18 protein-coding genes are annotated in these 25,273 nt (G+C 71.4%); 11 read left to right on the top strand and 7 right to left on the bottom strand.

Annotated features, from left to right (window positions below; translation table 11 throughout):
- The first annotated feature begins 172 nt into the window (after window positions 1-172).
- The 4 genes from OG456_RS17765 to OG456_RS17780 all read left to right on the top strand — a co-directional run bounded on the left by OG456_RS17765 (window position 173) and on the right by OG456_RS17780 (window position 5,493).
- Complete coding sequence (locus tag OG456_RS17765) at window positions 173-1,975, top strand: VWA domain-containing protein (RefSeq protein ID WP_266562141.1); 1,803 nt, start codon at window positions 173-175, stop codon at window positions 1,973-1,975.
- Between the two features lie 129 nt (window positions 1,976-2,104).
- Window positions 2,105-3,118, top strand: a complete 1,014-nt coding sequence (gene adhP, locus OG456_RS17770) for an alcohol dehydrogenase AdhP (protein ID WP_266562142.1) — start codon at window positions 2,105-2,107, stop codon at window positions 3,116-3,118.
- A gap of 150 nt (window positions 3,119-3,268) precedes the next feature.
- On the top strand, window positions 3,269-4,981 hold the full coding sequence (gene metG, locus OG456_RS17775) for a methionine--tRNA ligase (RefSeq protein ID WP_266562143.1): 1,713 nt from the start codon (window positions 3,269-3,271) through the stop codon (window positions 4,979-4,981).
- Between the two features lie 59 nt (window positions 4,982-5,040).
- Window positions 5,041-5,493 carry a hypothetical protein gene (locus OG456_RS17780; protein ID WP_266562144.1) on the top strand — a complete coding sequence of 151 codons (453 nt, stop codon included), beginning with the start codon at window positions 5,041-5,043 and terminating at the stop codon, window positions 5,491-5,493.
- A gap of 226 nt (window positions 5,494-5,719) precedes the next feature.
- On the opposite strand, the gene OG456_RS17790 is transcribed toward OG456_RS17780, so the two are convergent.
- Window positions 5,720-7,039, bottom strand: a complete 1,320-nt coding sequence (locus OG456_RS17790; protein WP_266562145.1) for a transposase — start codon at window positions 7,037-7,039, stop codon at window positions 5,720-5,722.
- A 103-nt stretch (window positions 7,040-7,142) separates the two neighbouring features.
- On the opposite strand from OG456_RS17790, the gene OG456_RS17795 reads away from it, so the two are divergent.
- Window positions 7,143-7,529: a transposase gene (locus OG456_RS17795; protein WP_266562146.1), complete on the top strand. Its 387-nt coding sequence runs from the start codon at window positions 7,143-7,145 to the stop codon at window positions 7,527-7,529.
- A gap of 145 nt (window positions 7,530-7,674) precedes the next feature.
- Here OG456_RS17795 and aspS read toward each other — a convergent pair whose 3' ends face one another.
- A complete protein-coding gene (gene aspS / locus OG456_RS17800; protein ID WP_266562147.1) occupies window positions 7,675-9,444 on the bottom strand; it encodes an aspartate--tRNA ligase in 1,770 nt (589 codons plus the stop codon).
- Between the two features lie 132 nt (window positions 9,445-9,576).
- Here aspS and OG456_RS17805 point away from each other — a divergent pair, with 132 nt between their 5' ends.
- Entirely contained in the window at window positions 9,577-11,787 is a 2,211-nt protein-coding gene (locus OG456_RS17805; RefSeq protein WP_266562148.1) for a SpoIIE family protein phosphatase, read from the top strand.
- Here OG456_RS17805 and OG456_RS17810 read toward each other — a convergent pair.
- From OG456_RS17810 to OG456_RS17820, 3 genes are all read right to left on the bottom strand, one after another.
- Entirely contained in the window at window positions 11,718-12,824 is a 1,107-nt protein-coding gene (locus OG456_RS17810) for an AI-2E family transporter (protein ID WP_266562149.1), read from the bottom strand. The two genes, OG456_RS17805 and OG456_RS17810, sit on opposite strands and share 70 nt — an antisense overlap.
- Window positions 12,825-12,900: 76 nt before the next feature.
- Window positions 12,901-13,863, bottom strand: coding sequence for a pirin family protein (locus OG456_RS17815; RefSeq protein ID WP_266562150.1), 963 nt, complete (start codon window positions 13,861-13,863; stop codon window positions 12,901-12,903).
- 119 nt (window positions 13,864-13,982) lie between these two features.
- A complete protein-coding gene (locus OG456_RS17820) occupies window positions 13,983-14,450 on the bottom strand; it encodes an SseB family protein (RefSeq protein ID WP_100596474.1) in 468 nt (155 codons plus the stop codon).
- A gap of 174 nt (window positions 14,451-14,624) precedes the next feature.
- On the opposite strand from OG456_RS17820, the gene OG456_RS17825 reads away from it, so the two are divergent.
- From OG456_RS17825 to OG456_RS17840, 4 genes are all read left to right on the top strand, one after another.
- Window positions 14,625-16,451: an acyl-CoA dehydrogenase gene (locus OG456_RS17825; protein WP_266562151.1), complete on the top strand. Its 1,827-nt coding sequence runs from the start codon at window positions 14,625-14,627 to the stop codon at window positions 16,449-16,451.
- A gap of 141 nt (window positions 16,452-16,592) precedes the next feature.
- Window positions 16,593-17,888 carry a M18 family aminopeptidase gene (locus OG456_RS17830; RefSeq protein ID WP_266562152.1) on the top strand — a complete coding sequence of 432 codons (1,296 nt, stop codon included), beginning with the start codon at window positions 16,593-16,595 and terminating at the stop codon, window positions 17,886-17,888.
- 91 nt (window positions 17,889-17,979) lie between these two features.
- Complete coding sequence (locus OG456_RS17835) at window positions 17,980-20,964, top strand: BTAD domain-containing putative transcriptional regulator (protein WP_266562153.1); 2,985 nt, start codon at window positions 17,980-17,982, stop codon at window positions 20,962-20,964.
- Between the two features lie 153 nt (window positions 20,965-21,117).
- Window positions 21,118-21,861, top strand: coding sequence for a DUF4232 domain-containing protein (locus OG456_RS17840; RefSeq protein ID WP_266562154.1), 744 nt, complete (start codon window positions 21,118-21,120; stop codon window positions 21,859-21,861).
- A gap of 40 nt (window positions 21,862-21,901) precedes the next feature.
- On the opposite strand, the gene OG456_RS17845 is transcribed toward OG456_RS17840, so the two are convergent.
- Entirely contained in the window at window positions 21,902-23,707 is a 1,806-nt protein-coding gene (locus OG456_RS17845; protein WP_266562155.1) for a thioredoxin-like domain-containing protein, read from the bottom strand.
- 15 nt (window positions 23,708-23,722) lie between these two features.
- On the bottom strand, window positions 23,723-24,124 hold the full coding sequence (locus OG456_RS17850; protein WP_266562156.1) for a cupin domain-containing protein: 402 nt from the start codon (window positions 24,122-24,124) through the stop codon (window positions 23,723-23,725).
- Window positions 24,125-24,175: 51 nt separating this feature from the next.
- Here OG456_RS17850 and OG456_RS17855 point away from each other — a divergent pair, with 51 nt between their 5' ends.
- The gene (locus tag OG456_RS17855) at window positions 24,176-25,216 is read left to right on the top strand and encodes a GlxA family transcriptional regulator (protein ID WP_266562157.1); all 1,041 of its coding nucleotides are present in this window, start codon (window positions 24,176-24,178) and stop codon (window positions 25,214-25,216) included.
- The last annotated feature ends 57 nt before the right edge of the window (window positions 25,217-25,273 follow it).

Below are 25,273 nucleotides of genomic sequence, written 5' to 3' on the forward strand. Positions count from 1 at the left end.
CGGAGGGGGACGTCGGGTGAACGAGCGGTGAACCTGTGCCGGGCGTGCGGCAGTTGCATGCCCTTCGCCCGGGTGGGCGACCCTGCCCAAGATCACGGAACGTGGCGGCTAACCTTACGTGTCCGCCCTGGCCAGGGGTTACGGAAACCAACTCATGCGAAGGGTTGCGCACATGGGCATTCGGAATCTCCTGCGGAACGCGTTCGGAAGGCCGCGGAAGTCCTCGCGGGGTGACGAGGCGGAGACGACCGCCGCACCCGAGGCGACGGTCCCTGCACCGGCCGGCGAGGCGACCCTGCCGAAGGCTGCGCCCGCCGAATCGGCAAAGGCGCCCGAGGCCGCTCCCGCCAAGGCAAAGGCGAAGGTGCCCGCACCTTCGACCGAGCCGACGCCCGCGCCGTCGACGCGCGAGGCGGACGACCTGGTGGCCGCGGCGTTCGACAACGTCAAGGTCCCGAAGCCGTCGGCACCGGTGGACGAGAAGGCCGCCGCCGACGCGGAAGCGGAACCGGCCACGGAGCCCGCGGAGGCGGAGACCGAGCCGGCAGCGGAGGCGGCCGCAGAGCCCGTCACCGAGCCGGACGTGAAGACGGAGTCGGAGGCTGCCGCGGAGCCTGTCGCCGAGCCGGTGACGGAAGCGGAGGTGAAGACGGAGGCGGAGGTGTCCCCCGAGCCCGCCGTCGAGCCCGTCGCCGAGAACGAACCGGAGCCCGAGGCCGCCGTCGAGCCCGAGGCCGCCGTCGAGGCCGAGCCCGTCGCCGAGGCCGAAGCGGAACCGGCAGCCGAGAGCCCCGAGCCCGTCGCCGAGCCCGCGGCGGAAGCGGAGGCTGAGGCGGAGGCTGACGCAGAGCCCGTTTCCGAGCCAAAGGTGAAGCCGGAGACCGAGGCAGCGCCCAAGGCCGTGGCCAAGCCGGTCGCCGAGACCGAGTCGGAGGGCAAGGCCGATTCGGCGACCGTCGCCGAGACGGAGCCGGAGGCCGAGGCCGCCACCGAGCAGCCCGAGGCCGTGGCCGTCGCCGAGCCCGCCGCCGAGCAGCCCGAGGCCGAGGTCGCATCCGCGCCCGCCGCTGAGCCCGAGCCCGTGGCCGCCGCCGAGCCCGAGGCCGTCGTCGAGCCGGTCGCCGCCGCCGCGTCGGAGCCCGAAGTCGTCGCCGACCCCCAGTCGGTCGCCGCCGACGCCGACGTAGCCGAGCCCGTCGTCGAGGTGGCGCCCGAGGCCGACGTGGCCGAGCCCGTCGTCGAGGTGGCGCCCGAGGCCGACGCCGAGGCCGACGCCGAGGCCGGCGCCAAGGTCTCCGCCCCCGCCCTCCCCCTCGCCCGGGTCAAGTCGCGCGCCCCCGGGCTCGCCGCTGCCTACAAGGCCGCCGGGAGTGTGCTCAAGAAGAACGGCCTCGCCGGGGTCCGGGCCACCGTCTACCTCGTGCTCGACCGGTCGGGTTCGATGCGTCCGTATTACAAGGACGGCTCCGCGCAGGCGCTCGGTGAACAGGTGCTCGCCCTGGCCGCGCACACCGACCCCGAGGCGACCGTGCACGTCGTCTTCTTCTCCACCGACATCGACGGCACCGGCGAGCTCACCCTCGACGGGCACGAGGGCCGCGTGGACGAGCTGCACGCATCGCTCGGCCACATGGGCCGTACCAGCTACCACCGCGCGATCGAAGAGGTCGTGGCGCACCACGAGAAATCGCAGTCGCAGACCCCTGCCCTGGTCGTCTTCCAGACGGACGGCGCCCCGGACGCCAAGGGCCCGGCCAACCAGGCCCTCGCGGACGCGGCCCGGCACCCGCTGTTCTTCCAGTTCGTCGCGTTCGGCGAGCACGAGGCCAAGGGCTTCGACTACCTGCGCAAGCTGAAGGCGCCCAACGCCGCGTTCTTCCACGCGGGCCCCACCCCCCGCGAGCTCACGGACGCCGAGCTCTACGAGGGGCTGCTCGCGGACCTGCCGCAGTGGCTGGGCTCGCAGCAGGCCTGACCCCCGCCCCGTCCGCGCCCCCTGTCCCCGCCCCGGCGGGACAGGGGGCGCCGCCGTTCCCCCCGCGCCGTTCCCCCCAAATCGGGAGAAGCTGGAGGAATTCCGGCACCGAGGGAAGGACCGCGCACCATGAAGGCCGCCGTAGTCACCGACTTCACCCGGCCCCTGGAGATCCAGCACCGCGTGATCCCGCGGCCGGCCGCGCAGCAGGTCCTCGTCCGGATGGAGGCGAGCGGGCTGTGCCACACCGACATTCACGCCGCCGCCGGTGACTGGCCCGTCAAGCCGGTCCCGCCGTTCGTCCCGGGCCACGAGGGCATCGGGATCGTCGAGGACCTGGGCGAGCGGGTCGGCCACATCAACGTCGGCGACCGCGTCGCCATCGCCTGGCTGGGCGAGGCGTGCGGCCACTGCGACCACTGCGCATCCGGCTGGGAGACGCTCTGCCTGAAGCAGCGGAACAGCGGCTACTCGGTCGACGGCTCCTTCTCCGAGTACGCCGTCGCGCACGGCGACTACGTCGTGAAGGTCCCCGACGGCCTCGATCCCCTGGACGCCGCCCCGCTGACCTGCGCGGGAGTGACGACGTACAAGGCCGTGAAGGTGTCGGGCGCCGGCCCCGGCAAACGCGTCCTGATCTCCGGGATCGGCGGCCTCGGCCATCTAGCCCTCCAGTACGCGCGGATCGCGGGTGCCGAGACCGTCGCCGCGGACATCACCGACGACAAGCTGCGCCTCGCGCACGAGCTGGGCGCCGACCATGTCATCGACGCCCGCGACCAGGACGTCGCCGAGGCGGTGCGGCGCCTCGGCGGCGCCGACGTCGCGATCGGGCTCGCCGTGTCGAACGCGTCGCTCCGGGCGGCGTACGGCTCCCTGCGCAGGCACGGCACGCTCGTCCTGGTCGCCCTCCCCGCCGGGGGGAAGCTGGAACTGCCCGTGTTCGAGCACGTGCTCGAAGGCAAGAGCGTGATCGGTTCGATCGTCGGCACCCGGCAGGACCTCGCCGACGTCTTCCAGCTGCACCGCCTCGGCCGTACCCGCGTCATCCGCGAGCAGCGCAGGCTCAAGGAGGTCAACGAGGCGATCGAGGACATCCTGGCGGGCCGGGTCACGGCCCGGCTGGTCTTCGACTTCCGCTAGGCACCGCACCCGCACCGGCACCCGCACCGCACCCCCAGGGCCGTCCACCCCGTAAATACCCGGAGGGGCGGCCCCGCCGTGTCGGATACGATTCCTTGATTCGACTGACGTACACCGTCACCGCACGCAGCGACTTGGGAGCAGCCCCCGATGGCTCGACACCTCATCACCAGCGCCCTTCCGTACATCAACGGAATCAAGCACCTGGGCAACATGGTGGGGTCCATGCTCCCGGCGGACGTGTACTCCCGGTACCTCCGCCAGCGCGGCCACGACGTCCTGTACATCTGCGCCACCGACGAGCACGGCACGCCCGCCGAGCTGGCCGCGAAGGAGCAGGGCCTGCCGGTCGCCGAGTTCTGCGGGAAGGCGCACGACGCGCAGAAGGCCGTGTACGACGGCTTCGGCCTGGCCTTCGACCACTTCGGCCGCAGCTCGTCCGCGCAGAACGCGGAGCTCACGCAGCACTTCGCGCGCAAGCTGAACGAGAACGGCTTCATCGAGGAGCGCGCGATCCGTCAGGTGTACTCGCCTGCCGACGGCCGCTTCCTGCCGGACCGCTACGTCGAGGGCACCTGCCCGCACTGCGGCTACGACAAGGCGCGCGGCGACCAGTGCGAGAACTGCACGCGCGTCCTGGACCCGACGGACCTGATCAACCCGCGCTCGGCGATCTCCGGCTCCACGGAGCTGGAGGTCCGCGAGACGAAGCACCTCTTCCTGCTCCAGTCGAAGCTGCAGGTCGAGGTCGAGGAGTGGATCGCGCAGACCGCGGGCGAGTGGCCGCAACTGGCCTCCTCCATCGCCCGCAAGTGGCTGACCGAGGGCCTGCACGACCGCGCGATCACCCGTGACCTGGACTGGGGCGTCCCGGTCCCGGCCGACACGTGGCCGGAGCTGGCCGCCGAGGGCAAGGTCTTCTACGTCTGGTTCGACGCCCCGATCGAGTACATCGGCTCGACGAAGGAGTGGGCGGACCAGAACCCGGCGGAGCGCGACTGGAAGTCGTGGTGGTACAAGGCCGACGACGTCCGCTACACGCAGTTCATGGCCAAGGACAACGTGCCGTTCCACAGCGTCATGTTCCCTGCCACGGAGATGGGCGTGCGGGAGCCGTGGAAGAAGGTCGACTACCTCAAGTCCTTCAACTGGCTGACGTACTACGGCGGAAAGTTCTCCACGTCGCAGAAGCGCGGCATCTTCACGGACGCCGCCCTGGAGATCCTCCCGGCCGACTACTGGCGCTACTTCCTCATCGCCAACGCCCCCGAGTCCGACGACTCCTCCTTCACCTGGGAGCACTTCGCGGCCACGGTGAACAAGGACCTCGCCGACACCCTCGGCAACTTCGTGAACCGCGTCCTGTCCTTCTCCCGCAAGCGCTTCGGTGACGACGTGCCCGCGGGCAAGGAGGCCGGCGAGGCGGAGGCGAAGCTGGGTACGGAGATCGCCGCGCTGCTCGCGGAGTACGAGGCCCAGATGGAGGCCCTCCAGTTCCGCAAGGCCGCGTCCGCGCTGCGCGCCCTGTGGTCGGCGGGCAACTCCTACCTGGAGGAGAAGGCCCCCTGGCTGGAGATCAAGACCGACCCGGAGGCCGCGGCCCTCACGCTGCGTACGGCGATGAATCTCATCCACCTGTACGCGGTCGTGTCCGAGCCCTTCATCCCGGCCTCGTCGAAGGCGATGCGCGGCGCGTTCGCGCTGGCCAACGACACGGCCCCGTGGGTCACCGCCGAGCAGGCCAAGGCCCTAGACACCGTCCCCGCGGGCACGGCCTTCACGGTCCCGCCGGTGCTCTTCGCGAAGATCACCGAGGAGGACCTGGAGTCCTACCGCGAGCGCTTCGGCGGCGCTCCGGAGTAACGCACCCCTTTCCCGTACCCCACTACTGGCATGTCCACGACCGCGATTAGGGTTTCGCCATGCCAGTTCCCGCAACCATCCCGATCGCCCACGAGCCGGACCACCGCACCGCCACCATCGGCCGGTACGCGGACGGCCAGTTCCTGGCCACGGTGACGTACGCCTTCCCGGAGGGCTACCGCCCCGACGACGGCTGGGAGGAGCACAAGCGTCTCTACGCGGTGCTCCACACCTTCGACACCTCCGGCAGGTACCGCGACTCGGAGATCTGGTGCGCGGGGACCTGGGCCGGGGGTGCCGAACTCGCCCAGGCCCACGCCCACTTGGACAAACTCCTGGCAGCCCTGCCCGGCCGGGCCTACGGCGACATCGCCGTCCGCCCGTTCCGGCTCGCCGTGGACCGCGTGCTGTTCGGCCTAATCGCCGAGGACGACGACGAGGGCGGCTGGGCCGAGCTCTACCCGGACCGCCTCGGCTTCGGCGAACCGTGGGACGGCCGGTACGACACCTGAGCGCAGCCCGCGGCGGCGCCCGTCAGGAAGCCGTCGAGGCGGAAGCGCCCGGCTGCGTGTCCGTGCTGTCGTGCGTCTCGTCGGGTGCCACCGCCATCGTGATCGACCCGATGACGCCCTTCGCGATGCGCCCCTTGCCGTACGTAGTTTCAGCAGGCCGCCCGTCGTCCCGCTCTGGTCTTGAAGTGTTCTCTTCCCTTCGCAAGCTCGGGAAGGAGATTCCCGTCTACCTTGCGGTGGCGGGCTTGACGCCGCGGGTGCGCCTGACGACTGCCCTCCCGGCAGCCGGGATGAGCGCGTGGCCCGTCCGGTACAGGTGCAAGATGTTGCGGGCCGCGTTGTGGTCGGCGTTGCCCGACCATCCGCAGTCCGGGTTCCTGCATACGAACGTGGCCTGGTCCTTGCGGCTGCCGGGGGTGATGAAGCCGCAGGCGCAGCAGCGTCGGGAGGTGTGCGGGGCGGGCACCTTGTGCAGGGTGCCGCCGTACCGGCCGGCCTTGTACGTCAGCATCGTGACCGTCCTGCCCCATGCCTCCTGGCTGATGGAGCGGTTGAGTCCGGCCTTTTGGGCGACGCCTGTCCCCGGCTCGGCGGTGGTGCCCCGAGCGGACTTGACCATGTTCGTGATGGTGAGTGCTTCGACCACTATGACGCCGTACGTCTGGGCGAGGGTGGTGGTCGTCTTGTGCTGCCAGTCCTGGTGTCGTCGCGTGGCTTTTGCGCGCAGCCCCCGGATCTGGTCATAGGTGTGGTGCAGGCGGCGGCTGGTGCGCTCGCCGGGCTTGCGGTGTGTCTTGCGCTGGGCGGCCCGGCGCTCCAGGCGCCAGAGCTTGCTCTTTTCCATGGTGTTCAGCCACTTGTCACGGTCGGCGCTGCCGTCCGGGAGGCGAGGCGCACGCCCGTGGTCCCGGTGGTTGCCGTCCGAGAGGGCCAGGGGCAGGTTCACCCCGGCGTCGATGCCAATCTCAGGGCCAGTGTGCGGCTCAGGCTTTGATTCCAGCATCTGGACGCGGAAGGCGATATGCCATCCGAGTCCGTCTTTGACCAGCCGTGCCCCGGTGATCCGATTCTCCATGTTGGCGAGCTTGCCGACCGGGAGGTCTTTGGTCCAGCGAAAGCGGACACGGCCGGCCTTGGGAATGCTGGCCATGCCCCAGCGGCGGTGTACTCGCTTGATCTGGAGGTCACGGCCCTGCGGGATGTCCACGCTCATCACGGACCTAAACCGGCCCTTGAAGTCCGGAGCGCTGGCGCGGCCGTCCCAGAAGTTCTTCCAGGCCTGGAAGTACGTCTTGAGGACCGCCTGCGCGGCCTGCGCAGGAAGAACGGCGAGGAAATCGATCTCTCTGCGGGCCTGGCGTATCGCGGCGTCCGCGCTCGCCAGAGTCCTCTTGTCCCTCGGCATCATCTGCCACCACGCGTGCAGGCAGTTCCACACCGTGCGGGCCGCGTGCGCCTGCTCGTCGATGAGGAGATTGGCGGCAGGGGACAGTGCCAGTCGGGCACGATGCCCGAACTGCCGCTTCACCCAACCCAGTTCACCCACGGTGATCACCATACTACCGGCGGTCCATGCCACCACGATGGAAACCGAACCCCGATATCAGAACCGGCCGGCACGTCGCCCACCACCTGCACATGTCCACTTGGTGTTCGTCACCGAATACCGGCGCAAGGCGATCACGGACAAGATGATGAAGCGCTCCGCAGAGATCATGCGGGCGGCGTGCACGGACTTCGAGGCCGAACTGAAGCAGTTCAACGGCGAGGAGGACCACATGCACCCGCTCTACATCGCCAACCAGAAGCGCCCGCAGGCTGAGGCGAACAGTGCCCACCCGTGCTCACCCCCCGCGAACGCGTTGGCGGCGATGGAGCCCCCGACGCCGACGGCCGTCATGGCGGCTCCGCCCGCGAGGATGACCTGGAGACGGACACCGCCGACAGGACGTCCGAGGCGGAGTCCTGCTACCGGCTTCATTCGCAGTGTTCCGGCGTTTACGCCGGGGGTGAAGGCCGTCTCAGGACTGCTCTGACCCGCAGCTGGTCCCTGAGTCTCTGTCATGGGAAGCGAAGCTAGGACCGCCACCTGTCAGGGACATGGGGATGCGCTGTGAGTCCGCACAGCGAAGGGGCCGGAACCGATCAACGGTTCCGGCCCCTTCGGACGACTGGCGGGTGCTACTTCTTCTCGCCCACCGGCTTGCGCAGCTGGATGTTCAGCTCGCGCAGGCGCGTCTCGTCGAGCTCCGTGGGCGCGCCCATCATCAGGTCCTGCGCGTTGCCGTTGAGCGGGAACGCGATGGTCTCGCGGATGTTCGGCTCGTCGGCGAGGAGCATGACGATGCGGTCGACGCCGGGGGCGATCCCGCCGTGCGGCGGGGCGCCGAAGCGGAACGCGCGGAGCATGCCCGCGAACTGCTCCTCGACGGTGTCACGGTCGTAGCCCGCGATCTCGAAGGCCTTGAGCATGATCTCGGGCTCGTGGTTCCGGATCGCGCCGGAGGACAGCTCCACGCCGTTGCAGACGATGTCGTACTGCCAGCCCAGGATGTCCAGCGGGTCCTTGGTCTCCAGGGCCTCGAGGCCGCCCTGCGGCATGGAGAACGGGTTGTGCGAGAAGTCGATCTTCCCGGTGTCCTCGTCCTTCTCGTACATCGGGAAGTCGACGATCCAGCAGAAGCGGAACACGCCCTCCTCGAAGTGCCCGGCGCGCTTGGCGGCCTCGACACGGACGGCGCCCATGATCTTGGAGACCTCGTCGAACTCGCCCGCGCCGAAGAACACGGCGTGGCCGGCCTTCAGGCCGAGTCGCTCGGTGAGGACCTTGACGTTCTCGTCCGTGAGGAACTTCGCGATCGGGCCCGTGAGGGACCCGTCCTCGGCGACGCGGACCCAGGCGAGGCCCTTCGCGCCCTGCTCGACCGCGTAGTCACCGAGGCCGTCGAAGAACTTGCGGGACTGCGACGCGGTGTCCGGGACGGGCAGCGCGCGCACGTGCTTCCCGGCGAACGCCTTGAACTCGGAGCCCTCGAACACGTCCGAGATGTCGACCAGTTCGAGCTGGGCGCGCAGGTCCGGCTTGTCCGAGCCGTACTTGAGCATCGACTCGCGGAACGGGATCCGCGGGAACGGGGACGTGACGTGGCGGCCGCCGCCGAACTCCTCGAAGAGCTCGGTCATCAGCTTCTCGATCGGCTGGAAGACGTCCTCCTGCTCGACGAAGGACATCTCCACGTCGAGCTGGTAGAACTCGCCCGGCGAGCGGTCCGCGCGGGCGTCCTCGTCACGGAAGCAGGGCGCGATCTGGAAGTAGCGGTCGAAGCCCGAGATCATCAGCAGCTGCTTGAACTGCTGCGGGGCCTGCGGCAGCGCGTAGAACTTGCCCGGGTTGAGGCGCGACGGCACGACGAAGTCGCGGGCGCCCTCCGGGGAGGTGGCGCTGAGGATCGGCGTCGCCATCTCGTTGAACCCGAGGGCCACCATCTTGGAGCGGATGGAGGCGATGACGGACGAGCGCAGCATGATGTTGCGGTGCATGCGCTCGCGGCGCAGGTCGAGGAAGCGGTACTCCAGGCGCCGCTCCTCGTTCACCCCGTCGTCCGCGTTGATCGTGAACGGGATCTGCTGGGCCGCGCCGAGCACCTCGACCTCGGCGGCCTCGATCTCGATCTCGCCCGTGGGCAGCTCGGAGTTGACGTTGTCGGCGCCGCGCGAGACGACCTTGCCGTCGACGCGGACGACCGTCTCCTTGGTCAGCCTGTCGAGGACCTCGGCGGCCGCGGTACCGGGGCGGGCGACGAGCTGCGTGATCCCGTAGTGATCCCGCAGATCGATGAAGAGGATGCCGCCCAGGTCGCGCCGATTGTGCAGCCAGCCGCTCAGCCGGACGTCGGATCCGACGTCAGAGGCGCGGAGCTCGCCGCAGGTGTGGGACCTGTACCGATGCATCGTCGTTCATCCAGTCTTTGCGATTGGGGATTGGCCGGGCATGCCCGAAGCCCCAGGGTACCGGCCGCCTCAAGATCGCTCTGCGAATAGTCTCGGTGGCCGTCCACGATCACCTCTTCTTAGAGTGGGGCCATGCGCACTGGTGACCCCCTGCCGCCCGTGGGGGATGTTCTCGCCGCCCTCGACACCGGTGTGTGGCGGTGGGACAACCGGGCCGGGCTGGTCACCTTCGACGCGGAGGCGGCCCGGCTGCTCGGCCTGCCCGCGTCCCGGGTGACGCTGACGGAGGCCGCCGTACGCTCCCGTTTCCACCCCGTCGACTGGAACGAGATCTACGGCGTGGTGCAGCTCGCCGTCGCCGAGGGCACCCTCGCCGAGGCCCGGCTGCGGATCATGGACGATCAGGGCGTGGTCATCAGGACCGTACGCAGCCGCTCCAAGCCGCTCGTGCACGGCGACTCGCACGCGTACGAGCTGATCGGCACGCTCCAGGAGGTCAGCGAGCCCTCGCCCGGGTCCGCGGCGCGCACCCCCGTGACCGGGGACTGGCGGCGCTCCCGCGAGGCGTTCCTCTTGGACGCCGGGCGGGCGCTCGCCGAGGCGGGGTCCACCGAGGAGGTCCTGCGGGTCGCGGCCGGGCTCTCCATGCCGGGGTTCTCGCCGGACGGCCTCGCCGTCTTCGGCGTCGGCGGCGACCGGCTCACGGTCATCGGACACCACGGGCACGAGCCGGGCGAGGAGGGGCCCTTCACGGACATGCCCCTGGACACCGACTATCCGGCAGCCGAGGTGGTCCGCACCGGCCGCGCCGTCTATCTGTCGTCGCCCGAGCAGTACCGCCTGCGCTACCAGGCCGCCTGGCCGCTGGCCCAGCGCTTCCAGCGGCAGTCCTGGGCGTTCCTGCCGCTCATCGTGGCCGGCCGCACCATCGGCACGTGGATGGCCGCGTTCGCCTACCCGGTGTCGTTCACGCCCGACGAGCGCTCCGTCCTGACGACGGTGGCGCGCATGCTGGCGCAGGCTCTGTCGCGCGCCGGGATCACCGAGTCGGAACGGGAGCTGACGGACGGACTCCAGCGCTCGATGCTGCCCACGCTCGGCCCCGAGATCCCGGGGATGAGCGTCGCCGCCCGCTATGTGCCCACCGGCGGCGGCCTCCAGGTCGGCGGCGACTGGTACGACATGATCCCGCTGCCCACCGGGCGCATCGCGCTCGTCATCGGCGATGTGCAGGGGCACGACGTGCGGGCCGCCGGCCTGATGGGACAGCTGCGGATCGCGCTGCGGGCGTACGCGGCCGAGGGGCATCGCCCGGACGCCGTCCTCTCCCGCGCCTCCCGCTTCCTGTACGGAGTCACCGACTCCATCACGTACGGGTCCACGGGCGGCCCCGGCAAGGGCGTCGAGAAGGGCTCGGAGGCGGGCGACCCGCGCTTCGCGACCTGTCTGTACGTGGAGGCCGACCCGAAGACGGGAATCCTGGAGATCGCCCGGGCCGGCCATCCCGACCCCGCGATACGCATGACCGACGGGACGGTCCTGGTACGGCCCACCGCGGGCGGGCTGCCCCTCGGCGTCGACCCCGACGCCGACTACCCCACGACCCGGCTCACCCTCGAACCCGGCGACACCCTGCTGATCTGCACCGACGGCCTCATCGAGACGGGCGGCCACGACCTCGACACCGGCTGGGCCCGCATCCGCGGCATCCTCGAGGAGCACGGCGGACACGGGGAGCACGCCACCGACCCCGACCGCCTGGAGGACCTGGCCGACGCGCTCGTGCGGGCCGTGCACGGCCCCTTCTCGCACTACACGACGGGCCCGCTCGCCGACCGGCGCGAGGACGACATAGCGGTGCTGCTCCTCGCCAGGACGGGCCTGCCCGAGGCGCCCGTGCCCGCGCGCCGCACCGCGATGACCGTCGCCCAGGCCGAGCCGGAGCGGGTCGCCGCCGCACGTCAGCACCTGCGCGAGTTGCTGCACGACTGGACCGACGAGGACCAGGTCGACTCGGCGGTCCTGATGATCTCGGAGATGCTCACGAACGTCCTCGTCCACACGGACGGTGACGCGCTCCTGGTCGCCGAGGTCGCCGGCGGGCCCGCGCGGCGGCTGCGTGCCGAGGTCGCCGACGCCAGTGACCACCTGCCCCACAGGCGCCACCCGGGCGAGCTCGCGTCATCCGGGCGCGGCCTCGTCCTGATGGAGCTGCTCGCCGACCGCTGGGGCGTGGACCCGAAGGGCGAGGGCAAGAGCATCTGGTTCGAGCTCTACGAGTCTTCGGCCGACGTTTCACGTGAACCCCCCGACGGCGCCGACGGCCCCTCGCCTGCGGAGTAGCGCTCGCGCACCTCCCCGATCACCCCGAAGGCGGCCGCCGTCACCGGCACCGCGAGCAGCATGCCGAGGATGCCCGCGACGGAGGCGCCCGCCGTGATCGCCAGCATCACCATCGCGGGATGCATCTGCACGGTGCGGGACTGGATCATCGGCTGAAGGATGTGCCCCTCCAGCTGCTGCACGGCCAGGATGACGCCGAGCGCCCACAGGGCGGTCACCCAGCCCCGGTCGGCGAGTGCCACCAGGACGGCCACCGCGCCGGAGATCGTCGCCCCGAGGTAGGGGATGTACGCGGTGACGAAGACCAGGGAGCCGAGCCCGACCGCGCCGGGCACCCGCAGGATGAGCAGGCCGACGGTGATGCAGATCGAGTCGATGAGCGCGATCAGCGTGGTCCCGCGCATGAAGCCCTCGACGGCCTGGAAGGCACGCCGCCCCATGGCCTCCAGGATTTCCCCGGCACGGCCGGGCGCGAGGCTGTGCGCGAGACCCGCGGCGCGGTCGGAGTCCTTGAGGAAGAAGAAGGTGAGCAGGAGGGAGAGAACGCTGGTCGTGAGCAGCGAGCCGAGGACGGAGAGCCCGGCGATCACTCCGCTCGCGGCGCTGGCGCCCCACTTGGACAGCAGCTTCTCGAGGCTGCCGGCGGCGGATCCGAGGTCGTCGGCCACGGTGATACCGAAGTGGCTCTTGATCCAGTTGCCGGCCTCCCGCACCGAGTCGACGATCTGGTCACCGGTGTCGATGAGGGTCCTGACGACGATGTATCCGGCACCGCCGACGACGGCGACGAGGGCGACACACGTGAGGGCGGCGGCGAGCGCCCGGTTGACCCTCCTGCGGATCAGCCAGCCGTGCACCGGCCCGAGCAGGGCCGTGCCGAGCAGGGCGAGCAGCAGGGGCGTGACGGCCGTCTTGAAGACGATGCACAGCCAGACACCGACGGCCGCCACCCCGGTGACGAGCAGCGCCAGGGCGCACCAGGCGGCGGTACGGCGGGCTGGTTCGGGAAGAAGCGGCTTACCTGTACCTGTGTGCACCCCCACAGGGCATCACGCGCGCGCGGCCCCGACCTTCCGGACGGGGCCACGCGAGTGACGGGCAATCAGATGCCGCTTACGTGTGCGGGATCCGCTCTCCCGGGATGACCCCGAGCCGACCCGCCTGGAAGTCCTCGAACGCCTGCTGGAGTTCGTCGCGGGTGTTCATGACGAACGGACCGTAGTGCGCCATCGGCTCCCGGATCGGGCGGCCGCCCAGGAGGACGACTTCGAGGTCCGGGGTGTTGGAATCCTGCGTCTCGTCCGCGCGGACGGTCAGCGAGGAACCCGCGCCGAAGACGGCGGTCTGGCCCATGTGGACCGGCCTGCGGTCGGTGCCGACGGTGCCGCGGCCGGCGAGGACGTACGCGAGGCCGTTGAACTCCTCGCGCCACGGCAGCGTCAGCTCGGCGCCGGGGCGGACGGTCGCGTGGACCATCGTGATCGGCGTGTGCGTGATGCCGGGGCCGTCGTGGCCGTCGAGCTCACCCGCGATGACGCGCAGCAGGGCGCCGCCGTCGGCGGTGGTGAGGAGCTTGACCTGGCCACCGCGGATGTCCTGGTAGCGGGGGTCCTTCATCTTGTCGGCGGCCGGGAGGTTCACCCACAGCTGGAGGCCGTGGAAGAGCCCGCCGGACATGACGAGCGCCTCCGGCGGCGCCTCGATGTGCAGGAGGCCGGAGCCGGCCGTCATCCACTGGGTGTCGCCGTTGGTGATGGTGCCGCCACCGCCGTTGGAGTCCTGGTGAACGAAGGTGCCGTCGATGATGTAGGTGACGGTCTCGAAGCCGCGGTGCGGGTGCCAGGGCGTGCCCTTGGGCTCTCCGGGCGCGTACTCCACCTCACCCATCTGGTCCATCATGATGAACGGGTCGAGGTACTTGTAGTTGATCCCGGCGAACGCTCGGCGCACCGGGAAGCCCTCGCCCTCGAATCCGGTGGGCGCGGTCGTCACGGCCAGCACGGGGCGGGCCACGGCGTCGGCGGACGCGGCCACACGGGGCAGGGTCAGCGGGTTTTCGACGGTCACTGCAGGCATGTCGGGACCTCCTTGTGCTCCGAGTTTAGTTGAACGTAGAACTTTCTGCCACCTGGAACGCGGAACGCCCGGAGGGAATTCCCTCCGGGCGTCGCGGGTGCCTGCGTGTGCGGTGACCGCTAGCCGTACATACGGCGCATCGCGAAGTCGACCATCTGCTCGACCGCCTTGGCGTCGAAGACCATCCGGTGCTCGCCCTCCATGTCGAGGACGAAGCCGTACCCGGTCGGGAGCAGGTCGATCACCTCGGCGCCGGTGATCACGAAGTACTTGGACTCCTTGCCCGCGTACCTGCGCAGCTCCTTGAGCGAGGTGAACATCGGGATGACCGGCTGCTGGGTGTTGTGCAGCGCGAGGAAGCCGGGGTTGTCGCCGCGCGGGCAGTAGACCTTCGACGTGGCGAAGATCTGCTGGAAGTCCTCGGCGGACATCGAGCCCGTGGTGAAGGCGCGGACCGCGTCCGCCAGCGACGGAGGTGACGGCTCCGGATACAGCGGCGGCGCCTGCTGGCCGTACCCGCCCTGCATGCCCTGCTGCGGCGGCGCGTACTGCTGCCCGGGTCCCGCGGTCTGGTCGTAGCCGTACATGGGGGCCAGACTACCGAGCGGGGGCCGGAGCGCGGGCGCCGTTAGACCCTGCTCACATTGGCGGATCAGGGGTTGCGCGTTATTACCGACGGGTAGCATCATCGTAGGCACTTGCTACTTGCGAGTAGTGCGTGTTTACGAATATCCCGCTTCCAGCCAAACGGAGCCGTCGCCATGGGGCACTACAAGTCGAATCTCCGCGACATCGAGTTCAACCTCTTCGAGGTGCTCGGGCGCGACAAGCTGTACGGCAGCGGCCCGTTCGCGGAGATGGACGTCGACACCGCCAAGAGCATCCTCGACGAGGTCGCCCGCCTCGCCGAGAACGAGCTGGCCGAGTCCTTCACGGACGCCGACCGCAACCCGCCGGTCTTCGACCCGGAGACCAACACCGCTCCGGTGCCGGCCAGTTTCAAGAAGTCGTACCAGGCCTTCATGGACTCCGAGTACTGGCGCCTGGGCCTGCCCGAGGAGATCGGCGGCACCACCTCCCCGCGCTCCCTGATCTGGGCCTACGCGGAGCTGCTGCTCGGCTCGAACCCGGCGATCTGGATGTACTCCTCCGGCCCGGCCTTCGCCGGCATCCTCTTCGAGGAGGGCAACGAGGCGCAGAAGAAGGTCGCCGAGATCGCCGTCGAGAAGCAGTGGGGCTCGACGATGGTCCTGACCGAGCCGGACGCCGGCTCGGACGTGGGCGCCGGCCGCACCAAGGCCGTCCAGCAGGAGGACGGCTCCTGGCACATCGAGGGCGTGAAGCGCTTCATCACGTCCGGTGAGCACGACATGTCGGAGAACATCCTCCACTACGTGCTCGCGCGCCCCGAGGGCCACGGCCCCGGCACCAAGGGCCTCTCCCTCTTCCTGGTCCCGAAGTTCCACTTCGACTGGGAGACCGGCGAGCTGGGCGAGCGCAACGGCGTCTACGCGACGAACGTCGAGCACAAGATGGGCCTCAAGGCGTCCAACACCTGCGAGATGACGTTCGGCGACCAGCACCCCGCCAAGGGATGGCTCATCGGCGACAAGCACGACGGCATCCGCCAGATGTTCCGCATCATCGAGTTCGCCCGCATGATGGTCGGCACGAAGGCGATCTCCACGCTGTCGACGGGCTACCTGAACGCGCTGGAGTACGCCAAGGAGCGCGTCCAGGGCCCCGACCTGGCCCAGTTCATGGACAAGACCGCCCCCAAGGTCACCATCACGCACCACCCGGACGTGCGCCGCTCGCTCATGACGCAGAAGGCGTACGCGGAGGGCATGCGCGCGCTCGTGCTGCACACCGCCGCCGTCCAGGACGACATCGCGGTCAAGGAGGCCTCGGGCGAGGACGCGTCGCAGCTCCACGCCCTCAACGACCTCCTCCTGCCGATCGTGAAGGGCTACGGCTCGGAGAAGGCCTACGAGCAGCTGGCGCAGTCGCTCCAGACGTTCGGCGGCTCGGGTTACCTCCAGGAGTACCCGATCGAGCAGTACATCCGCGACGCCAAGATCGACACCCTCTACGAGGGCACCACCGCGATCCAGGGCCAGGACTTCTTCTTCCGGAAGATCGTCCGCAACCAGGGCGCCGCGCTCAACGGCCTCGCCGAGGAGATCAAGAAGTTCCTCGCGGTCGGCACGGGCGGCGAGGAGCTCGCCCCGGCCCGCGAGTCGCTCGCCAAGGCGGCCGTCGAGCTGGAGGCCATCGTCGGCGTCATGCTGACCGACCTCGCGGCCACCGAGCAGGACACCAAGAACATCTACAAGGTGGGCCTCAACACCACCCGCCTGCTGCTCGCCTCCGGCGACGTGGTCGTCGGCTTCCTGCTGCTGCGCGGCGCCGCCGTCGCCGCCGAGAAGCTGGAGACCGCCTCCGCCAAGGACCAGGCCTTCTACCAGGGCAAGATCGCCGCCGCGAAGTTCTTCGCCACGAACGTCCTGCCGGGCGTCGGCCTGGAGCGCCGCCTCTCCGAGAAGGTCGACCTCGACCTGATGGAGCTGGACGAGGCCGCGTTCTAGTCCCCGGCCCGCCCGTGGTCACCGGCGCCGCCACCCGGACACATCCGGGTGGCGGCGCCGTCGTATCGAGATCGGCCGCCCCCGGCCGCACCCGCGCGGACCCCCCGCGCGCCGGGCCGAAGGCTCGTTAGGCTGGCCCGCATGAGCAACCCCTCCCGCTTCGACCGCGGTCACACCGACGACCTCATGTCCTTCCTCGCGGCCAGCCCCTCGCCGTACCACGCCGTGGCGAACGCCGCCGCGCGCCTGGAGAAGGCCGGATTCCGCCAGGTCGCCGAGACCGACGCGTGGGACGGGACGACGGGCGGCAAGTACGTGACGCGCGGCGGCGCGATCGTGGCGTGGTACGTCCCCGAGGGCGCCGCGCCGCACACCCCCTTCCGCATCGTCGGGGCGCACACCGACTCGCCGAACCTGCGCGTCAAGCCGCTGCCCGACATGGGCTCGCAGGGCTGGCGGCAGGTCGCCGTCGAGATCTACGGCGGCCCGCTCCTCAACTCCTGGCTCGACCGGGACCTCGGACTCGCGGGACGGCTCACCCTGCGGGACGGCTCGACGCGGCTCGTGAACATCGACCGGGCGCTGCTGCGCGTGCCGCAGCTCGCCATCCACATGGACCGCTCCGTCCACACCGACGGCCTCAAGCTCGACAAGCAGAAGCACATGCAGCCCATCTGGGGCCTCGGCGACGACGTCCACGAGGGCGGCCTCATCCGGTTCCTGGAGGAGGAGCACGGCCTCGCCGAGGGCGACGTCACCGGGTGGGACCTGATGACGCACCCCGTCGAGGCGCCCGCCTACCTCGGCCGCGACAAGGAGCTCGTCGCCGGACCCCGCATGGACAACCTCCTGTCCGTGCACGCGGGAACGGCCGCCCTCGCCGCCGTGTCCGCCTCGGGCGACCTCCCCTGCATCCCGGTCCTCGCCGCCTTCGACCACGAGGAGAACGGGTCGCAGTCCGACACCGGCGCCGACGGACCGCTGCTCGGCGGCGTCCTGGAGCGTTCGGTGTTCGCGCGCGGAGGCAGCTACGAGGACAAGGCCCGCGCCTTCGCCGGGACGGTGTGCCTGTCGTCCGACACCGGGCACGCCGTGCACCCCAACTACGCCGAGCGCCACGACCCCACCCACCACCCGCGCGCCGGCGGCGGCCCCATCCTCAAGGTCAACGTCAACAACCGCTACGCCACCGACGGTTCGGGCCGCGCCGTGTTCGCCGCCGCGTGCGAGAAGGCCGGCGTGCCCTTCCAGTCGTTCGTCTCCAACAACGCCATGCCCTGCGGCACCACGATCGGCCCGATCACGGCGGCCCGCCACGGCATCAAGACCGTCGACATCGGCGTCGCGATCCTCTCCATGCACAGCGTCCGCGAACTGTGTGCCGCCGACGACCCGTTCCTCCTCGCGAACGCCCTCGCCGCGTTCCTGGAGGGCTGACCTCCCCGGCAGCCGGTGCCGCGCAGCCCGCAGACCCCCCGGCGGTAAACTCGACCTTTGCCGTGCGGGGGGCCAAGGGAGGACACCGGGCGTGGAGTTCAGGATTCTCGGCACCGTCGCGGTCGCGACGGAGACCGGTGAACTGCCGCTGGGCCCCGCCAAACGCTCCGGCCTCCTCGCGATGCTGCTGCTGCGGCCCAACAGCGTCGTCCGCGTCGAGCAGCTGATCGCCGCCCTGTGGGAGGACGAACCGCCCCTCCACGCCAAGGCCGTCCTCCAGAGCCACGTCTCACGCCTACGGGCCCTGCTCACCGCGCACGACGCCGAGATGTACGGGGTCCGCCTCACCACCCAGGGCTCCGCCTACGCGCTCCAGCTCCCGGAGACCCTCCTCGACGCCCACCGCTTCGAGGAACTGGTCGCCCTCGCCCGGCTCCAGCACCGGCCCGCCGACACCGTCCAGATGCTCCGCGAGGCCCTCTCCCTGTGGCAGGGCCCTGCACTCACCGGCACCGTGCGCAGCGCACCCCTGGAAGCCGCCGCGCTCGCCCTGGAGGAGCTGCGCATAGCCTCCGTGGAAGGACTCTCGGAGGCGTACGGGCAGCTCGGCGAGCACGCGCGGGCGGCAGCCGTCCTGCGCCCCGAGTCGGTGGCCCACCCCCTGCGCGAGTCGCTCGCCGCCGCGCTGGTCCTCGCGCTCGGCCGCTCCGGGCGGCAGTCCGACGCCCTCGACCACTACCACCGCACACGGCGGCTCCTCGCCGACGAGCTCGGCGTCGATCCCGGGCCGGTCCTCGCGGCGGCGTACCGGACGATCCTGGGGACGCCTTCGGTGCAGGCGCCGCCCCAGGCCGCGTTCGCGTCACAGCCGCGGACGCAGGCGCAGGCGCAACCGAAGCCGTCGGCCGGTCCCGTGGACACCGTCCCGCCGTCGCGGCCCGTGTCCGACGAGCCGGCAGCCGACGGCACCGAGCCCGACCCGTCACCGTCCCTGTCTCTGTCCTCGGCCCTGTCACCGTCCCTGTCCCCGTCCCTGGAAGCGGCCTCGCCGCCCGACGCCGGGACGGGAACCCAGAGCGCCCCCGACAGCGGGTCCGACCGGAAACCCCGGACCGACACCGCATCCGGTCCCGCCGTCGACCCCTACCCCGAACACCCCGCCGCCCGCACCCCCGTACACACCCCCGCCGAACCCCCCGCGCCCCCGCCCAACCTGCTGCCCCGCCTCCCGCGTGGCTTCTCCGGGCGCGAGGCCGAGCTCGGCGCCCTCGACCAGGTGCTGGCCGGCGACGACGCGCCCGTCTGTCTGCTGGCCGGGCCCGCCGGCGTCGGCAAGACCGCGCTGGCCGTGCACTGGGCCCACCGCCGCCACGCGCGCCACGACCGGTTCCCCGACGGCGTCCTCTTCGCCGACCTGCGCGGCTTCAGCGACACGCCCGCCCCCGAAGCACCCACCGTGCTGAGGGAGTTCCTCCTCGCGCTCGGCGTCCCGGCCCGGCGGATCCCCGAGACCACCGCCGCGATGGGCGCCCTCTACCGCTCCCTCGCCGCACACCGTCGCCTCCTCGTCGTCCTCGACAACGCCCGCACCTCCGCCCAGGTCCGCCCCCTGCTCCCCGGCGGCGACCACTGCGCCACCCTCATCACCAGCCGGGACCGGCTCGGCGGCCTCATCGCCTCCGACGCCGCGACCCCCGTACCCCTGCACCCCCTGCCGCCCGGCGACGCGGCCGGACTCCTCGCCGCTGTACTCGGTGACGAGCGCGTGTCCGCCGAACCCGCGGCCGTCGAACGCCTCGCGGGCCTGTGCGACGGACTGCCGCTCGCCCTGCGCGTCACCGCGGCCCGCCTCGCCGAGCGCCCCGACGGCACCCTGGCCGCGATGGCCGGTGAACTCGCCGACGAACAGCGCCGGCTGAGCCTGCTCGACATCGAGGACACCGGCGTATCGGCCGCGCTGCGGCTCACCGTCCGGCACCTGCCCGCACCCGCCGCCGAACTCTTCGGACTCATCGGGCTGCACACCGGATCCGACCTCGACCGCTTCACGGCCGCCGCGCTCACCGGCACCACCCCCGACGAGGCGGACACCGCGCTCGGCCGGCTCGCCGCCGCCCACCTGGTCGCCGAATCGGCCGGAGGCCGCCGCACACCCCACGACCTCGTACGTCTCTACGCGCGCACCCTCGCACCCGAGCCCGCCGCCGAACCACTCGGCCGCCTCCTCGACCACTACCTGCGCACCGCCCTCGCCGCGGCCGCCGCCGCCCACCCCGAGAGCCGCCCCTGCTGCGACCTGCCCGCGGACATCCGGCCGGCCGTCGCCGTAAGGGAGTTCCACGACCGCGCCGCCGCACTCGACTGGTTCGAGGCCGAGCGGTCCGGCCTGGAAGGCGCCGTCGCCGCGGCCGCCGGCGCAGAACTGCACGACCGGGCCTGGCGGATCGCCCTCCTCCTGTGGCCCGTGATCCTTCTGCGGGTCGGCGACGGCTGGGTCCCACTGCTCGAACAGTGCCTCGCCTCCGCGGAGCATGAGGACGACCCGGACGCCCAGTCGCGGGCCCGCGCCCTGCTCGGCTGGATCCTCCACGAGGAAGGCAGGGACGACGAGGCCCTCGTCCACCTCGAACAGGCCCCCGGACTCGCGGCCCGCGCCGGCGACGTCACCAGCGAGGCCATCGCCTGCGTCAACCTCGCCGTCGCGCTCAACGGCACCGGCGAGCACGACCGCGCCGGGCTCCTCCTGTCCCGCGCCGTCACCCTCGCCGTACAGGCCCAGCACCCGCCGACGGAGGCGCTCGCGCTGCACCACCTGGCCCGGCACTGCCTCGACACCGGCGCCCACGAGGCGGCCCTCTCGCACGCCGTACGGGCCCTCGACATGACCTCGTCCGACGAGGCCGCCCGGCGCGTGCTGCTGCAGACCGCGTGCGGCGAGGCGCTGGCCGCGCTCGGACGCCCCGACGACGCCGCCGACCTGCTCGGACAGGCCCTGCGGACAGCCGAGTCGGCGGGTTTCGAGGACGGCGTGGTGGCCGCGCGGAAGGCCCTGGACGGGCTGCCAGCGGATCGTTAGCGGCACGCAAGCCGATCGAGAGAGGCGCCCCCGAAGCTGAAGTCAGCGCCGAGACAACGGTGCCGACCACCCAGCAGACCGCACGCACGGACCGTCTTCACACGGGTCTTTCGCGCGGCTTTCGCACGGACCATTCACACGGGGGAGCCCACCATGAACGCCCACCGCAACCGTTCCCGCACCGTCCTCGCCGTCGCCGCCCTCGCGGCCCTGAGTCTGTCCCTCACCGCCTGCAACAGCGGCGAGGGCACCAAGGACTCGGGCGCCGCCTCCACGGACAAGGCGGCCACCGACTCCGCCGGTTCCGGCGCCGACAACACCGGCTCCGACAGCGGCTCGGGCAGCGACTCGTCGAAGGCTTCCGGCGGCACGGACGCCGCCGCGGCCGGCGCGAAGCAGACCGGCACCGGCACCGGCAAGAGCACCGCCGGCGGCACCGGCACGACCGGCGGCACGGCGGCGAAGAACACCCCCGAGTGCAAGGTCGGCTACCTCGACTACTCCCTCAAGCGCGAGAACCCCGAGCAGCAGGGCGACCACCTGCTCATCACGGCCGTCAACCGCTCCGCCACGGCCTGCACCGTGCGGAAGTTCCCCGTCGTGACCCCGGGCGAGGCCAACGGCGACGCGCCGCTCGCCAAGGACGACCAGCAGCCCGCCCAGCCGATCGTCGTCCAGCCCGGCGGCACGGTCTACTCCGCGATCAACGTCTACCAGGAGACGAAGGCCGAGGACGACTACTTCACGTCGATCCGCCTGTCCCTGGTCAGGAACAACCCCGACGACTCGAGCGAGTCCGTGAAGCTGGTCACGCCCGGCGAGGTGGAGTACGCCGGCAAGCGCGCCGACGGCATCGAGGTGCTGTCCTGGAACACCAAGCGCCCGTACGCCGGCTGACCGGCACTCCGTCAGCCCCGGTCAGCCCTGACAGTCCCGGTCATCCCCGGTCGTCCATCCCCGCCAGCACCAGCGGCAGCCGGTCCGCGCCGCCCTCGGTGAGCCGGACCGGCACGCCCCAGTCCTGCTGGTGGACGTGGCAGGCCGGGTACTCGTTGGCCGGGTCGTCGTCGCACGAGGCGGCCATCGCCGACACGTGCAGGACGCCCTCCGCCACCTCCGGGTTCAGGACCAGCTCGCGCGACAGGTCCGTGTCCGCCCCGTCCCCCGCGACCAGCAGCTCGGGCGGGGTGGAGGAGACCAGGAGCCGGGTCGAGGGCCCGTACCGCACATCGAGCTTCTGACCCGCGGGAGCCTGGAAGATCACGTCCAACCGCAGCTTGCCCGCGGCGACCTCGGTCGCCGCGCGCTGCGTCCGGTGCGCGACCGCCTCGACCCGCACGGCCTCCTCCGGAAGCCGCAGCCGCGTCAGCCGGTGCCGCGCCGACTCCACCACGACGATGTCCGGGGAGTCCCCACCCACGAGCACCGCGTCACTGGGCTCCCGCAGATCCGTCGCCAGGGTGGTGACCTCACCGGTCGCCGGGTCGTAGCGGCGCAGGGCGTGGTTGTACGTGTCCGAGACCGCGACCGAGCCGTCCGGCAGGGCCGTCACGCCCAACGGGTGCTGGAACAACGCCTGTTCGGCGGCGCCGTCCCGGTGCCCGAAGTCGAAGAGACCCGTACCGACCGCCGTGTGCACGGCGCCGTCCAGGTCGACGTACCGCAGCGCGGACGTCTCCGAGTCGGCCACCCACAGCCGCTCGCCGGTCGCCGCGAGCCCGGACGGCTGCGCGAACCACGCCTCGGCTCCCGGCCCGTCGACGAGCCCCTCATTCGTCGTGCCCGCCGCGACGGCGACACTCCTCGTCTCCGGGTCGTACGTCCACAGCTGGTGCACGCCCGCCATGGCGATCCACACCTTGCCGCCGAAGACGGCGACGTCCCACGGCGAGGACAGCGACACCTCGAGGGCGGGGCCGCTGGTCGGCGCGCCCTGCCACCACTGCCGGCCGGTACCCGCGAGCGTCGTGATGTCCCCGCTCACGAGGTCCACGGCCTTCAGCGAGTGGTGCACCGTGTCGGCCACGACGACGGTCGCGTCGTCGAGGAGCGCGAGGCCCTGCGGCTCGTTGAAGTGGCCGGGCGAGCCGATCCGCCGTACGACGCTCTCGCCGTCCTGGGCCAGCTCGACGAGCTGGTGCCGGGTCGTGTCGGAGACCAGGAAGTTCCCGGACGGCAGCACGAGCGCCTTGCCGGGGAAGCGCAGATCCGTCGCGACCGGCTCGGGGGCGACATACGGCCCGTCGCCGCGGCGCAGCGTCCCCTTCGCGCCGTGCTCCGCCTCCAGCTGCTCGACCAGCTTCTCGATGGCGTGGGCGTGCCCCTCACCGGCGTGCTGCGCGACGACGTACCCCTCGGGGTCGATCACCGCGAGCGTGGGCCAGGCCCGCACGGCGTACTGCTTCCAGGTCGCCAGCTCGGGGTCGTCGAGGACGGGGTGCTCGACGTTGTATCGCTCGACGGCGTCGACCACGGCGGCGTGCTCGGCCTCGTGCACGAACTTCGGCGAGTGCACCCCGACGATCACGACGGTGTCCCGGTGCTTCTCCTCGAGCTCACGCAGCTCGTCGAGGACATGCAGACAATTCACACAACAGAAGGTCCAGAAATCCAGAATGACGATGCGTCCCCGCAGATCGGCCAGGCTGTACTGCTTACCGCCCGTATTGAGCCAGCCGCCCTTGCCGATGAGCTCGGGGGCACGGACACGGGCGCGACGGGGCGCGGGGTCGACATCGTTCATGGGTCAAGGGTGCCACTAAGCGAGCGCATGCCCCGTAGTGGCATCCACATGATCAGGGACGTCGTCGTGGTGGTCCCCGACCGTGGGGGTGCCGGTGGGCTCCAGGAGGAGGATCGAGGCGCCCTTCGGGGAGCGCGGCTTGTGCCACGTCCCGCGCAGAACGGTGAAGACCGACCCCCGGGGCAGGACGACATCCCGCTCGCCCGCCGGCTCGCGCAGGGCGATGGTCAGCTCGCCGTCGACGACCAGGAAGAACTCGTCCGTGTCGTCGTGTACGTGCCAGACGTGATCCCCCTCGACCTTCGCGACGCGGACGTCGTAGTCGTTGACGCGGGTGACGATGCGGGGGCTCCACAGGGCGTCGAAGGAGGCCAGGGCCTCGTCGAGGGCGATCGGCGTGTTCTCGCGGGTGGCCATACGCCGATCCTGCGCCCGGCACCGATCCGCGGCGAGTGCTAGAAATCGCATATGGCGAAAGAATCCTCGCAGCGCCCCTCACAGGACCTGGCGCAGCGCCCGCCGCACCGCGTCGTGGTGATCGTCGACGAGAACTCCAACCCCTTCGAGCTGTCCTGCGCCATCGAGGTCTTCGGCCTGCGCCGGCCCGAACTCGGCCGTGAGCTGTACGACTTCCAGCTCTGCTCGCCCCAGGCGCGGACGGTGATGCGGGACGGGTTCTTCACGCTGACCGATGTGGCCGGTCTCGACACCGTCGAGTCCGCGGACACGCTCATCGTGCCCAACCGGCCCGACACCGACGTGCCGAGGCGGCCCGCCGTCCTCGATGCCGTGCGCCGAGCGCACGCGCGGGGCGCCCGGCTCATCGGGTTCTGCTCAGGCGCGTTCACCATCGCCGAGGCCGGGCTCCTCGACGGGCGGCGGGCCGCCTGCCACTGGATGTGGGCGGACTCCTTCCGCTCCCGCTTCCCCGAGGTGCGCCTCGAGCCCGACGTGCTGTTCGTGGACGACGGGGACATCCTCACCGCGTCCGGCAGCGCGTCCGCGCTCGATCTCGGACTGCACGTCGTACGCCGTGACCACGGCGCCGAGATCGCCAACGCGGTGTCCCGGCGGCTCGTGTTCGCCGCCCACCGGGACGGCGGCCAGCGGCAGTTCGTGGAGCGGCCCGTGCCCGCGGTGCCGGACGAGTCCCTCGCGCCGCTGCTCGCGTGGGCGCAGGAGCGGATCGGTGAGCCGCTGAGCGTGGCCGACCTCGCCGCGCACGCCGCGGTCAGCCCCGCCACCCTGCACCGCCGCTTCCGCGCCGAACTCGGCACGACCCCGCTGGCCTGGCTCACCGGCGAACGGGTCGCCCTGGCCTGCCGCCTCATCGAACGCGGCGAGGAACGCCTCGACGTGGTGGCCGCCCGCAGCGGCCTGGGCACCGCCGCGAACCTGCGCGCCCGGCTCCGCCGGGAAACGGGCCTGAGCCCGTCGGCGTACCGCAGAAGGTTCGGCCGGAGCCCCGCGGAGCCCGCGCCGGCGCACCCCGGGACCGCATCCCGGTAGCCGCCACGGGCCCCGGCGGCGCGTCTGCGGGCGGAGCGGGTGGCGCGTGGCCGACGC

Origin of the sequence: Streptomyces sp. NBC_01446, assembly GCF_026340095.1 — a bacterium.
GTDB classification, from domain to species: Bacteria; Actinomycetota; Actinomycetes; order Streptomycetales; family Streptomycetaceae; genus Streptomyces; species Streptomyces aureus.